10 protein-coding genes are annotated in these 13,689 nt (G+C 43.8%); 4 read left to right on the forward strand and 6 right to left on the reverse strand.

The window, feature by feature from the left end:
- Positions 1–390 precede the first annotated feature (390 nt).
- The 3 genes from ACED53_RS15215 to fabV all read left to right on the forward strand — a co-directional run bounded on the left by ACED53_RS15215 (position 391) and on the right by fabV (position 4,770).
- Positions 391–1,020 carry a TetR/AcrR family transcriptional regulator gene (locus ACED53_RS15215; RefSeq protein WP_009847073.1) on the forward strand — a complete coding sequence of 210 codons (630 nt, stop codon included), beginning with the start codon at positions 391–393 and terminating at the stop codon, positions 1,018–1,020.
- Positions 1,021–1,075: 55 nt separating this feature from the next.
- Entirely contained in the window at positions 1,076–3,358 is a 2,283-nt protein-coding gene (locus tag ACED53_RS15220; RefSeq protein ID WP_017101462.1) for an acyl-CoA dehydrogenase, read from the forward strand.
- Between the two features lie 209 nt (positions 3,359–3,567).
- Positions 3,568–4,770, forward strand: a complete 1,203-nt coding sequence (gene fabV, locus ACED53_RS15225; protein WP_009847071.1) for an enoyl-ACP reductase FabV — start codon at positions 3,568–3,570, stop codon at positions 4,768–4,770.
- A 175-nt stretch (positions 4,771–4,945) separates the two neighbouring features.
- Here the strand turns inward: fabV and ACED53_RS15230 are convergent, their stop codons facing one another.
- Both ACED53_RS15230 and ACED53_RS15235 read right to left on the reverse strand, forming a co-directional pair.
- On the reverse strand, positions 4,946–6,628 hold the full coding sequence (locus ACED53_RS15230) for an aspartate:alanine antiporter (protein WP_012604238.1): 1,683 nt from the start codon (positions 6,626–6,628) through the stop codon (positions 4,946–4,948).
- 247 nt (positions 6,629–6,875) lie between these two features.
- Positions 6,876–7,139: a GrxA family glutaredoxin gene (locus ACED53_RS15235; protein WP_009847069.1), complete on the reverse strand. Its 264-nt coding sequence runs from the start codon at positions 7,137–7,139 to the stop codon at positions 6,876–6,878.
- A gap of 510 nt (positions 7,140–7,649) precedes the next feature.
- Between ACED53_RS15235 and ACED53_RS15240 the strand changes: the two genes are divergently transcribed.
- Complete coding sequence (locus tag ACED53_RS15240) at positions 7,650–8,942, forward strand: iron-containing alcohol dehydrogenase (RefSeq protein ID WP_017101463.1); 1,293 nt, start codon at positions 7,650–7,652, stop codon at positions 8,940–8,942.
- A gap of 135 nt (positions 8,943–9,077) precedes the next feature.
- Here the strand turns inward: ACED53_RS15240 and ACED53_RS15245 are convergent, their stop codons facing one another.
- The 4 genes from ACED53_RS15245 to ACED53_RS15260 form a co-directional block, all read right to left on the reverse strand.
- Entirely contained in the window at positions 9,078–9,932 is an 855-nt protein-coding gene (locus ACED53_RS15245; RefSeq protein ID WP_004734686.1) for a MurR/RpiR family transcriptional regulator, read from the reverse strand.
- 359 nt (positions 9,933–10,291) lie between these two features.
- A complete protein-coding gene (panP, locus tag ACED53_RS15250) occupies positions 10,292–11,935 on the reverse strand; it encodes a pyridoxal-dependent aspartate 1-decarboxylase PanP (protein ID WP_017101464.1) in 1,644 nt (547 codons plus the stop codon).
- Between the two features lie 118 nt (positions 11,936–12,053).
- Positions 12,054–12,581: a hypothetical protein gene (locus ACED53_RS15255; protein WP_017101465.1), complete on the reverse strand. Its 528-nt coding sequence runs from the start codon at positions 12,579–12,581 to the stop codon at positions 12,054–12,056.
- A 174-nt stretch (positions 12,582–12,755) separates the two neighbouring features.
- Positions 12,756–13,661 carry a lysine exporter LysO family protein gene (locus ACED53_RS15260; RefSeq protein ID WP_009847064.1) on the reverse strand — a complete coding sequence of 302 codons (906 nt, stop codon included), beginning with the start codon at positions 13,659–13,661 and terminating at the stop codon, positions 12,756–12,758.
- Between the last annotated feature and the right edge of the window lie 28 nt (positions 13,662–13,689).

A 13,689-nucleotide genomic window follows, 5' to 3' on the forward strand; every position in this document is an offset into this window, starting at 1 on the left:
GACTACTTCTTCTTGAAGATAAAAGCGGCTTTCCCCGGAAAGCCGCGATGAACCAAAAAAAAGCCCAAACCAACGCGGTTTGGGCGGATACAAGTATAGGAGTTAATAAGGAAAATGCAGTAATTAAGAAAACAGTGAGAAACAAGTTTGACGGCCTGTTAAACATCTAAATACTCTGTTTTCTACTTAATTTATGACCCTCGATTACCATTTCAGTTCCCCAAAAATTCATTAATTTTCTCTTTTTAATTAAACGCGTCTCTATTCAATCGCTTAGAACGTAATGCTTACAACTGGTACGACCAATTTGTGAAAATGTGATGTTGCTTGCTTGTTAAATAAATGTTCTAAGCGTATATTTCAAACAGTTGTTTAATACGAGTGATTGAAATGGCACCAAGAAGTACAACCAAAGACAAAATCTTAGATGTGGCTGAAGGCTTATTTGCTGAGCACGGTTTTAATGACACCTCTTTACGCACGATTACGAGTAAAGCCAATGTCAATCTTGCTTCAGTGAACTACCACTTTGGCGATAAGAAGACTCTGGTTCGTGCGGTACTCAATCGTTACTTAGAAGCATTTATGCCAGCATTGCAAGATGCACTAGTGAACTTAAATTTGAACGAAACGTATTCTATGAGTGACGTGTTTGAGTCTTTAAGACAGCCACTAAGGGCACTCAATGATGTAAGGCCAAATGGTACGAGCCGATTTATGTTACTCATCGGTCGAGGCTATACAGATGTGCAAGGCCATTTGCGTTGGTTCATTACTACTCGTTATAGCGAAGTACTGACTTTGTTTACCAACTCAGTAATGAAAGCTAATCCCAACCTCACTCAAGAACAGTTATTTTGGCGATTGCACTTCACCCTAGGGACTTGTGTATTCACCATGGCATCTAGCCAAGCTCTAATAGAAATTGCAGAGAATGACTATGACAGAAAGATAGATGCTAAGGCAGTGGTCGATATTCTTATTCCATATTTGGCCGCTGGCATGTCAGCAAAAGAATAAAACAATAAAAAGCAAAATATTCACAAACAATATAGTGAACAAAAGGATCTGAACTATGAGCTCTCTAAGACAAAAATGGGTAAGTGACCCAGCTTTTAAACTCTTTAAAAAAGTACTACCACCCCTATCTAGCACCGAGAAAGAAGCGATGGAAGCGGGTAGCGTGTGGTGGGACGGAGAGCTGTTTTCTGGTAAACCAGATTTCACTAAGCTTCACCAGTACCCAAAACCTCAGCTGACAGCAGAAGAGCAATCGTTCATGGACAATGAACTTGAAACTTTGCTCGCTATGCTCGATGACCACAAAATTGTCAAAGAAGACCGAGACCTTCCTGAGGAAGTATGGAACTTTTTACGCAAAGAGCGTTTCTTCTCGCTAATTATCGCGAAAGGGTACGGCGGCCGTGAATTTTCGGCGCACGCCAACTCTACAATCGTAACTAAGATTGCAACGCGTAGTATCAGTACCGCGGTTTCGGTAATGGTTCCAAACTCTCTTGGCCCTGGTGAGCTACTGTCTCACTACGGAACTCAAGATCAAAAAGACTACTGGCTTCCACGTCTAGCTGACGGTACAGATATCCCTTGTTTCGCACTAACAGGCCCTGAAGCAGGTTCTGATGCGGGTGGTATCCCTGATGTCGGCACTGTGTGTATGGGCATGCACGAAGGTAAAGAGACACTAGGCATCAAGCTTAACTGGAACAAGCGTTACATTACGCTAGCACCAGTGGCAACGGTACTTGGTTTGGCTTTCAAACTGCACGATCCAGAAAAACTACTGGGTGACAAAGAAGACATCGGTATCACTTGTGCGCTTATCCCGGCAGACCACGAAGGTGTTGTGATTGGTGAGCGCCATGATCCACTTGGTCTTGCGTTTATGAATGGTCCAACACGCGGTCACGATGTATTTATTCCTATGGAATGGCTAATCGGTGGCGCAGATTACGCAGGTAAAGGCTGGCGTATGCTGGTGGAATGTCTGTCTGCAGGTCGTGGTATTTCATTACCCGCACTTGGTACGGCGATGGGCCACCTAACAGCGAAAACGACCGGCGCATATGCTTATGTTCGTAAGCAGTTCGGTATGTCGATTGGTAAATTTGAAGGTGTTGCAGAGAGTTTAGGCCGTATTGGTGGTTTAACGTATCTATTAGAAGCGACTCGTACACTGACAACCACTTCACTGGATATGAAAGAGAAGCCGGGTATCGTAACGGCTATCGCCAAATATCACATGACAGAGATGGCTCGTACTATTCTGAATGACTCAATGGATATCCATTCAGGTCGTGCAATTCAAGATGGCCCAATGAACTACTTGGCTGCGCCTTACCTAGGTATTCCAGTTGCTATCACAGTAGAAGGTGCGAACATTCTAACTCGTAACCTGATGATCTTCGGTCAAGGTGCGACACGTTGTCACCCATACGTATTGAGCGAAATGGAAGCGGCAGCGAACCCAGACGAGAAGCAAGGTGCAAAAGACTTTGATAGCTTGTTGTTCAAGCACATCTCACACGCAACTAAAAACACGTTTGGCGCATTTGGTGCAGCACTGACTGGCTCTAAGTTCATTAAAGCCGACATGAGCGGCCCAACTAAGCCTTACTACCAAGATTTGACTCGTTTGAGCCGTGCGCTTGCAGTGAGTGCGGATTTCGCAATGCTGACACTAGGTGGCGAGCTGAAACGTAAAGAGCTTATCTCTGCACGTTTGGGTGATGGTCTAAGTTACCTATACATGGCTTCTGCTGCACTTAAGAAGTATGAAGACGAAGGTCGCCAACAAGCTGACCTAGACTACGTACACTACGCGGTTCAACACTGTTTCCACAATGCGGCTAAATCACTACAAGAAGCGTACCGTAACTTCCCGAACAAGATGGTTGGTAAAGTACTTAAAGGTCTAGTTTTCCCTGTTGGTAACCACTTCGAAAAACCGAGTGATAACCTAACAGTTCAACTAGCAGAAAGCTTGATGACTCCGGGCGCACACCGTGAACGTCTGACTCACCTTTGCTACATCGGCAAGGAAGAGGATGATAGTGTTGGCCTTATGGAGAATGCTTTCAATGCGATGTACAGCATCAAGCCTCTGGAGCGTAAGATCTTCAAAGCAGTGAAAGAGGGCAAAGTGGCTCGTAAAGGCTTGTTGGCAGACAAACTGGCTCAAGCACTTGCTGCTGACGTTCTGACACAAGTAGAAGTCGACCAAATTGTTGCTGCTGATAAACTGCGTTACACAGCGATTCAAGTTGATCACTTCAGTCATGACTTTAGTGAAACTTTGACGCGAAAAGAGTTAAAACCTAAGCTAAATAGCGTTGCTTAGATAACGAAATGATAAAAGGCACCTAATAAGGTGCCTTTTTTGTTTTTGTCGTAGAAGTCGCAATAGAAGCGTTAACAAATGGTGACTTAGTCGGCAAATATCAGTTGAGTGCTCCAACCACTTGCATTTTCACCACATTTTTACAGAAATTAGATGCCATTTGCGCACGAAACTCTTATCCTTAACCTGATTTTTTAAGGAAGTTGAATATGATCATCAAACCTCGAATTCGCGGATTCATCTGTACTACAACACATCCAGTCGGTTGTGAAGCTAATGTAAAAGAACAAATTGCTTACACAAAAGCTCAAGGCCCAATCGCAAATGCACCTAAACGTGTACTCGTTGTTGGCTCTTCAAGTGGCTACGGCTTGTCTTCACGTATTGCGGCTGCATTTGGTGGCGGCGCTTCAACTATCGGTGTTTTCTTCGAGAAAGCCGGTACTGAGAAAAAGCCGGGCACAGCTGGTTTTTACAACTCAGCAGCGTTCGATAAGCTAGCTAAAGAAGAAGGCCTGTATTCAAAAAGCCTTAACGGCGATGCTTTCTCTAACGAAGCTAAACAGAAAACAATTGACCTGATCAAAGAAGATCTAGGTCAAATCGATATGGTTGTGTACTCACTGGCATCTCCAGTGCGTAAAATGCCAGAGACTGGCGAAGTGATTCGTTCATCTCTTAAACCTATCGGCGAAACGTACACATCTACAGCGGTAGATACAAACAAAGATGCGATCATCGAAGCAAGCGTTGAGCCTGCTACTGAAGAAGAGATCAAAGACACTGTTACTGTAATGGGCGGTGAAGATTGGGAACTTTGGATCAACGCACTTTCTGAAGCGGGTGTTCTAGCTGACGGTTGTAAGACTGTTGCTTACAGCTACATCGGTACTGAGCTAACGTGGCCAATCTACTGGGATGGCGCGCTAGGTAAAGCTAAGATGGATCTAGACCGTGCAGCGTCAGCGCTTAACGAGAAACTAGGCCAAACTGGTGGTACTGCGAACGTTGCTGTTCTTAAGTCAGTTGTGACTCAAGCAAGCTCTGCTATTCCTGTTATGCCTCTTTACATCGCTATGGTGTTCAAGAAGATGCGTGAAGAAGGCATTCACGAAGGTTGTATGGAACAGATCTTCCGTATGTTCAGCCAACGTTTATACAAAGCAGATGGCAGTGCAGCAGAAGTTGATGAAGTGAACCGTCTACGTCTAGACGACCTAGAACTTCGTGATGACATTCAAGAGCATTGTCGTAACCTATGGCCTCAAATCACAACTGAAAACTTAAAAGAACTGACTGACTACGTTGAGTACAAAGAAGAGTTCTTGAAGTTGTTCGGTTTCGGTGTTGACGGTGTTGATTACGAAGCTGATGTAGAGACAGCTGTTGAATTTGATGTAGCTGACATCTAATTCACAAATCAAATAAACGAAATAGGCGCTCATTGAGCGCCTATTTTTTTTGTCTATAGTTTGAGGAAAGTAGTATAGAGGTGTGGAATGAGAAAAGAGATTAAGTAATAAAAAATGCACTAACTCAACGATGAATTAGTGCATTTAAAATATCTAATCTATAACGCTGAATAAACTAGCTAATGATAATGATAAAGGTACCCGCTAAGGTCATCAATATATTGGCTATCGCGTACGTACCCGCGTACCCCAGAGCTGGGATAGTTGAACGAGCGTGGTCATTCACTATGTCCATCGCCGGAGCACAAGTTCGTGCGCCAATGATGGCTCCAAAAAGAAGAGCTCGGTTCATCTTCAGTGCGTAAGCGCCGACTAGGTAAGCGAAGAATACCGGCAGTACACTCACGATAAGTGCTATCCCGATAACTTGCGGACCCACTTGGGTCAAATGCTCAAATATCTTACCACCAGCGCTCAAGCCGATACCGACCATAAAGAACATCAAACCGAGATCTTTGACCATATTCAACGCCCCTTGAGGAACGTAACCGAAGGTAGGGTGGTTCGCTCGTAAGAAGCCAAGCATGATGCCCGATAGAAGAAGACCAACTGCATTACCTAAACCAAATGAGACTTGGCCGAATGTCATGGTGATCAAACCAAACAAAATACCCAGAATGAAGAAGCTACAGAAAGCCGTCAAATCGGCCATTTGGCTGTGAATCGAGATGAAACCAATTTTTTCTGCAAGGCCGTGAACACGGCTCTTTTCACCACTCACCTGCAGTACATCACCTTTAGAAAGTACGATGTTTAAGTCCATCGGCATTTCAATTTGAGCTCTTACTACGCGATTAAGGAAACAGCCGTATTCGGATAAGTTTAAGTCAGATAAACGCTTACCCGCGATGTTGTCGCTTTTAACGACGATCTCTTCTTCAACGATTCGTAGATCGAGAAGGTTACGGTCAAAAACCTCTTTGCCGTTTCGGAAACTTGGATCAAGACGAGCGTGGCTGTCAGGGAAGCCAACTAATGCGATTTCATCGCCTTCTTGCAGAATGGCATCGCCATCAGGGTGGGCAAGAATACCATTACGTCGAATCCGCTCGATGTAGCAACCAGTTTGGCGATAGATGCCAAGCTCACGAAGGTTCTTGCCATCAGTCCAGGTAATTAGCTCTGGTCCCACACGATAAGCTCGGATAATGGGTAAGTAAACCTTACGCTGGCCAGAGGTGCCTAGGCCGCGCTCTTGAGCTATTTGTTCTGCAGAGTCGTGTAGGTTTACTTTCTGAAGCTTTGGAATAAGGCGGGCAAACATAATCATACTGATTAAGCCGACTAAATAAGCCATCGCGTAACCTACAGAGAGGTTTTCTATAACCAGACCCAGGTCCATGTTTCTTGGCACTTCAGCTAAACCTGAATTGAGTGCATCTTGCGCACCAACTAATATTGGTGTTGCAGTTAGTGCTCCCGCCATCATGCCGGCGGAAAGTCCGAAACCAAGACCTAAATATTCGCTGCAAAAATAAGTAAGGGCAATAGCCGTAGAAAGTACAACGAGGCTAAGAATGAGGTAATGCTTACCGTCTCTGAAGAATATACCGAAGAAGTTGGGGCCAGCTTCAATACCTACACAGTAAATGAAGAGCATGAAACCAATCGTGAGAGCGTCGGCGTTAAAGGAAAAGCCAAGATGTCCCATGATAAGAGAAGTAATCAGAACACCGATTGAATTTCCTAGTTGGAGACTACCGAAACGAATTTTACCAATGGCGAGGCCAATAGATAACACAACAAAAATGAGAAGGATGGGGTTTTGTTTTAACAGCAAGACAACGTCGATATTCACAGTGATTGCTCAATAATTAGCGTGAAACACAGGATCAGTTTGAGGAATGAATTGTATCTAAATATAAATAAATTATAAGTGCTATTTTCAATTTTATTCGATATTGACCTTAATCTTACTCCGGTTGAAAAATTGTCATAAAAAAGCCCGCTGCAATGAGCGGGCTTTATATCAATCATACAGTCTAACTGTTTTATCTATCAGCTGTTTAGGCTTTAGCCTCGATTTTCGTTTGAGAAATTCCAGCTTAGTCGAAAAGACCTAGGTTTTCTTTTGCGTATGCTTCAAATTCTGTGCAGCCGCCAATGTGATCTTGGTCGATGAAGATTTGTGGAACTGTGTCTACAGGTTTACCAACAGTCTTCTCTAGGTCAGCTTTGCTGATGCCTTCAGCGTGGATGTCAACGTAACGGTAGTTGAAGTCATCGCGTTTAGCTTTAAGAGTTTCAGCATGCTCTTTTGCGCGAACACAGAATGGACAAGCAGGGCGACCAAAAATAACTACAAACATTTAATTTCTCCTAAATACGGGATGAGGCTCGTTAACTCATTTATGTTAACTATTCTTTTATGAATGCCACTCAAAATTTCTTAAAACCAACTATGCCTCAATGGCATGGGGAAATAAAGATGGAATTGCCTCTTAATACGATAGGTTTTGCCTATCAGCGCAAATATTAATCATAAAAGGCTAGAGTCTTGTTTACTGGCCACTGTCATCGTGAATTCCCTCAATATTAGTATGTGAATTACCCCTAAGATTGCAACTTTAGTCGATATTTAGTGCGACAAGTTGCACTTTGTCAAAAAAATCAAACGCAGAACGAGGCATCCTTTATCTAGGTATGGAACCATATTCTGTAAGCAGTCTGAAGTAATGATGTTTTAGTGCATTCGTATTTGGGGTGCCGAGATTGTGTTGTAAATACGAAAATCGAATTTCAAATGTGAAATCCAAGAGACCAATTTCCTAAAAACCAAGAGTTCGCAGTTTTGTTCGGTCATAGACGCAGGAGGCACCATGTTTCAATTTATGACATCTACAAAGATCATCTTTGGTGATGGAGCACTCTCCGCTTCATTGTCTCTCTTTAATCAATACGGTTACAGCGTGCTATTGGTGACTGGCAATACATTAGAGCGCACTTCAATAGTCACTGACTATCTCGATGCACAGAGTATGCGCTATCAACACATTGCCGTATCCGGTGAACCTAATATCAAAATGGTTGAGGAGGCTGCTATTTCTGCACGTCGATTTAAGCCAGATATGGTTGTCGCTATGGGGGGCGGTAGCGCCATCGATATGGGCAAAGCGTTAGCCGCGGTTTTACCTAACCAAGGTAGTTTGTATGACTATGTTGAAGTCGTTGGGCGTAATGTCCCTCTTAAAACCAAACCGCTTCCGTTCATTGCGATTCCAACCACAGCGAGTACAGGTGCAGAAGTCACTAAAAACGCGGTGCTGAAATCAGGGCAAGACCAAGTGAAAATCAGCCTTAGAAACCCAGACATGCTGGCTGACGTTGCGATTGTTGACCCAACCCTAACTCATGGTACGAATCTGTATTTATCGGGGCGAGGTGCTATGGACGCATTTACCCATCTAATGGAAGCCTATGTGTGCGGTGAACCGAACCCACTGACTGATATGATCTGTGAAGAAGGCTTACGTAAGCTGAGTGGTTCTGTCATTCAGGCGTGTATCTACGATGAACCTCAAGCGCGTTCTGATCTCGCGTTTTCCTCTATGTTAGGGGGAATAGCGATAACTAACGCCAAACTTGGCGCTGCGCATGGTTTAGCTTCTGCGCTAGGTGGCAAAATCTCGGCTCCTCATAGTGTGATAACTGCACGTTTAGCACCATTTGTGATGTTAGAGAATATAGCTGCTGCGAAGGAGCAGCAGAGGAGTGACATCCTAGCGCGTTATCAGCGAATTTCTCAGATAGTGACAGGTAACGTAGAAGCAACAGAGGAAGAGGCAATTTCTTGGTTGTCTGAAGTGTTGGATACGCTCAAGCTTCCAAGCTTACTGGAATTTGGTGTCTGTGAAGCCCAGTTTGATGAGGTGTCTGCCGACGCGCTCAAGTCGGTGGCGATTAAAGGGAACCCTTTACCGCTGAACCAAGAACGACTCGTACATATTCTGAAGAAGGTTTGCGAGAAGTGTGGTTGTGTAGAAGGGCATCATGAGGGAGCTTCAATGAATCAAATTGAGCAAGAGCCTGCCGCCGAGTCGAGCTTTACCATTATCAATTCTTATGCGTCCGAGAACAGCGTGGTTGAGAAGGGCAATAGCTGGACTATCTAACAGTCTTCAATCTGCTCTTGGCATAACCAGACACAGTATAATCAATCACAGCACAAACCCATTTAAACAGACAAATAAAAACGGAGCTCTAGGCTCCGTTTTTCAATTGAATTCTTAAGCTCACATCTTAACAGATTAGAACTGAGAGTACTTTTCGTAACGTGAATCACGAAGTGACTCTTTTACTCGTTTCAGGTTCTCTCGGAAGCCAGAACCACGACGAAGCGTAAAGCCTGTTGCTAACACATCGATAACCGTCATCTGAACAACACGACTTGCCATTGGCATGTAAACGTCAGTGTCTTCCGGTACATCCAATGAGATAGACAGAGAACTCGCTTTATCTAGCGGAGAGTCTTTTGCTGTGATAGCGATAACTGTCGCGCCGTTTTCACGAGCTAAGTTCGCAATCTCTACTTGGCTTTTAGTGCGGCCAGTGTGAGAGATCAGAACAATAACATCGTTATCACTGCAGTTAATGCAGCTCATGCGTTGCATCACGATGTCTTCGAAACAAGTGATTGGGATATTGAAACGAATGAATTTGTTTTGAGCATCTTTGGCTACAGCAGAAGAGGCACCCAGTCCGAAGAACGAAATGCGTTTTGCTTGAGTCAGTAAGTCAACCGCTCGGTTTACTTGCATCGCGTCTAAACTGTTTTTAGCAACATCTAGACAAGCCATAGTTGATTCAAAAATCTTATGCGTGTAAGCATCTGGGCCGTCATCTTCTTCAACATTACGGTTCACGTAAGGTGTACCGTTCGCCAAGCTTTGAGCTAGGTGAAGTTTAAAGTCAGGGAAGCCCTTTGTGTCTAAACGACGACAGAAGCGGTTAACTGTAGGCTCACTCACGTCAGCCATTTTCGCTAAGGTAGCAATGCTAGAATGAATTGCAGTTTGAGGGGAAGCCATGATTACTTCGGCTACCTTACGCTCAGACTTGCTGAAGTTTTCCAGGTTTTTTTGTATTTTTTCTAATGTATTCATAGTGTTCACAAGGGTATAGAGAACAACTTGCTAGTTAATATCTTTTACCAGGGGGTATGGCTGAAACAAATATAAGAAAATACAAAACCAAACTTATATTCGGTATTGTAAATTCTACTGCATCAAATAGATATCAAGCTAACTAGCACCATAGAGTCAGTATAAACCCAAGATACTATTCACTAATACAAAAACACGGCATCAATGCTTAAGAATATGACAAACCTCAACAAAATTTTAGAAAACTACAGAATTGGAAGAGGGTTTGAGCAAAAAGAATGCAAATTGAGTATGAACTGACAGCTAAGTTACATCAAAAAGAAAGAAATTTTCAATTTGATGCAACTAAAATTGAATGGCTAGGCGTTGATTAGCTTAACCAATTTGGTGATTTTACTCATCAAGTTGGGTGCTAGTTTAGAGATTTCACGCTGTTCTTCAAGCACTGAAGAGAGAATATCGTTGCCCGTCAGTGGGTTTGCTAATACTACACGGAAAACGATGATTGGCTGATGCGCCCATATTTCGGGGTTTAAGCGGGTGCGCGATACGAAAGACTTGCCCGTTTCACGTTGCTTCTTCTGAATAAACTTGGTCAGTTCATTCAGTAGCTCATTCAGTTCAACACGCTCTGGTGCTTTAGCCTTGAGTAGTGCTGCTTTGACTGATTCAGGCACATAGCGATAGGTCAGTAGGCAAAGCTCAGGCTCTGAAACCAGTTCGAAGTCGTTTTGATCTTTAATCAGGTCAGCAAAGTAGCGCGCTTTATTGATGCTCTGGTCGATCAGCAGTTCATACCCAGGGCGACTGATGATGTGCATTGAGGCGTAGACTAACATTGCCATACCTGAACGAGAGCCTTCTAACGTATGGCTACCTAAGTCTTTTGAGCCTTTGCGAAGGATGTATTGAGCATGATGTTCGATTGCGGTCATCGCATCTGGCTTCTTAAACAAAACCATGCCAGCACCCATAGGGATATAAAGCTGTTTATGTGCATCAATCGTAACTGAATCAGCCAATTCAATACCATCAAGTAGGTGACGATGGTTGTTCGACATTAGAGTCGCACCGCCCCAAGCGGCATCAACATGGAAATGACAATCGGATTCAGCACACACTTCTGCAATGTCTCTTAGAGGGTCGATATTACCGGTTTCGGTTGTACCAGCCACACCAATGACAGCGAAAGGCTTTATCTTATTCTGCTTGAGCTGTTCAATCTTGAGTCTTAGATCGTCAGTACAAATGCGGTTGTCGTTATCCGTTTTAACAGACACTAGACCTTCTTGACCAATACCAAGGACATCCGCTGCTTTTTTCAGAGAGTAGTGACCACGTTCAGAAACCAAGATAGCAAGGCCTTCGTAGCCGTAGTGCTTCATGGCTTTAAATAAGCCTTCTTTTTCCACACCTTTGAACGAACCTTGTGCTTTTAGCGCATTGTTACGAGCAACCCAAAGCGCAGTAATATTCGCGATGGTACCGCCAGAACAAAACGCTCCTAAAGAGTGGTTGGCACTGTGCATCCAGCGAGAATAAAACTGGTCGCTATCCTGATATATCAGGCGATGTAACATACCCAGAACTTGACGTTCTAAGGGAGTGAAAGCTTTTGAGGTCTCGATTTTTACTAGATTCTGATTTAGCGCAATCATGATTTTAGACAGCGGCATCAGGAAATAGGGTAGCGCAGACGTCATGTGACCAATAAAACTTGGCGACGACGTATGTACAGAATGAGATACAAGAGAATCGAGGAGATGCTCGGTATGTTCTGAAACAAACTCAGGCTGCTCTGGGATATGAGCATTCGAAAAATCTTTCTCAATCTCACGTAATGGCTTTTCTTCAGCCACAATGTGTTCACGTAAGAATTGATTCAGGTTTCGTGAAAGTTTGTCTTCGATTTGAGTGAGTGTTGAGTCTGGGCCTTCTGGTACTGTAAAGATACGTAGAAGACTGTCAAAGCTAACATCTGCTGTTTTTTGTTCCGTAACCATAGCAAGCGAGTTATTTTTCTTATATTGACGCGAGCGGGATAATCTAAACGAAAACGGGAACAATGTCCCGTCTTAATTATGAAATCCAACTTCCCATAAAAGCATAGTAAATTAAGGGTTATTTACACTTAATCGCTTCTAGTTTGGCGATCGACTGGTTGTAACGCTGCAGTGCTGTATCGATTTGCTTAGGGTGACTAAGCAGCTCAGCAAAGGCGGAACGTAGCTCGTAGTTTTGAGCGTGAGGTGTTGATTGGCGGTCGTCGAACGTTGTTTTCGCAATTTTACCAAGCTCATCATCACGTGTTGATAACGTCTTAATGTCGTGTTGCTCCAGTTGCAGCCAGCCTTCTACTGGTTGCTCTGTTGCCACTTTGCTTGAATCGTTCACAAGGTAGTAGTTTACCGCAGCGCGATTAAGCTCGAAGTGGTGCTTACGACCTTCTAGGAACCACTCGCTTACTTCTGTCAATTCTGGGTATTGCTCAGAAGTTAATGTAGCGAGGTCAGCATACCAACCTAAAGAGGCGTCGATGTACGCATCATATTTTTTTGCTTGGCACTGATTTGTCTCAGACATTGAATCTGCTGCAAAAGAGAAAGTCGAAGTTGAAGCTAGCAGTAATGCGACGCAAAGGCGTTTCATAGCGGTTCCTTTTGTAAGTTTATTCTTTTTATAACGTTGTCGTTACAGATTACCGTGATCATTATTTGTTGAGCAATGACACTTAGTGTCTTTTTATTTCGGTAACTGTATCGGTGTCTTGGGCATCGGTATTCGAGTTGCATTCTAATCTAAAACAAACGTTATTCCTGCGATCTAGTTAGCAAGAGATACAAAGAACAACATCAAAATCGGGACAAGCAAGCTGAGGATAAAGCCACTGACTATGGCGACTGGCACGCACCGAACGCCACCTGTGGTTTGAATGACAGGTAATGTGAAATCCATCGCTGTTGCGCCTGCATAACCAATCGATGTGCATGGGTAGCTCCGGATCAGCACAGGAATAAGTACCAAAGCAACTAACTCTCTTAACAGCTCAAGCATGAAAGAAGCGCCGCCATAAACAGGACCAAAGGCGTCGCCCATCAAGATACCAGCTAAAGAATACCAACCAAACCCTGAAGACATTGCCAAGGCTTTGAACAGAGGGATATCAAGGATATAAGCCGCAATAATACCACCAAGCATTGAGGTGGCGATGATTGCGATTGCGATTACCATACCGTGCTTGTTGAGTAAGATTTGACGAAGTGTTAGTCCGCTATTGCGTAACTGAATGCCAATAAAGAACAGTAGAACAAACAGAATCCATTCACTCGCGGTATCAACCCAATCAAGTCCAATAGGCAGAACTAAACCCGCAATAAGGCCGGAACCGACCACTAAGATGAGTTTGGCAGACTCCATCGCCATAGAAGACAGGGGGAGTTTCTTATTACAGCTGTCTGTCTGGAGTGGCAGTAACTTATCAATAGCAGGTAGCGCCATTAGATTACAAACGCTTAAGCAGACGAAGAAAGTGGCCGTGTATAGAAGAATTGTCTGCAGGTTACTGCCTAGGTTATCGAGTGCGGCTAAGCTAAGTCCCATTAACGCGAGAATCACGTAGATCAACCGCGAAGTAGAGCGGTTGATAAATTCTAGCGTCTGAGCGTTCGAAATTGAAAAAAGATACCCCACGACGAGTGGCGCAAATATAAAGATCATCCCTGTAAACATGCTTTCCCCATTGCATTGACTTCATATT

It is taken from the genome of Vibrio sp. 1F169, assembly GCF_041439605.1.
In the GTDB taxonomy this organism is placed as follows: Bacteria; Pseudomonadota; Gammaproteobacteria; order Enterobacterales; family Vibrionaceae; genus Vibrio; species Vibrio tasmaniensis_A.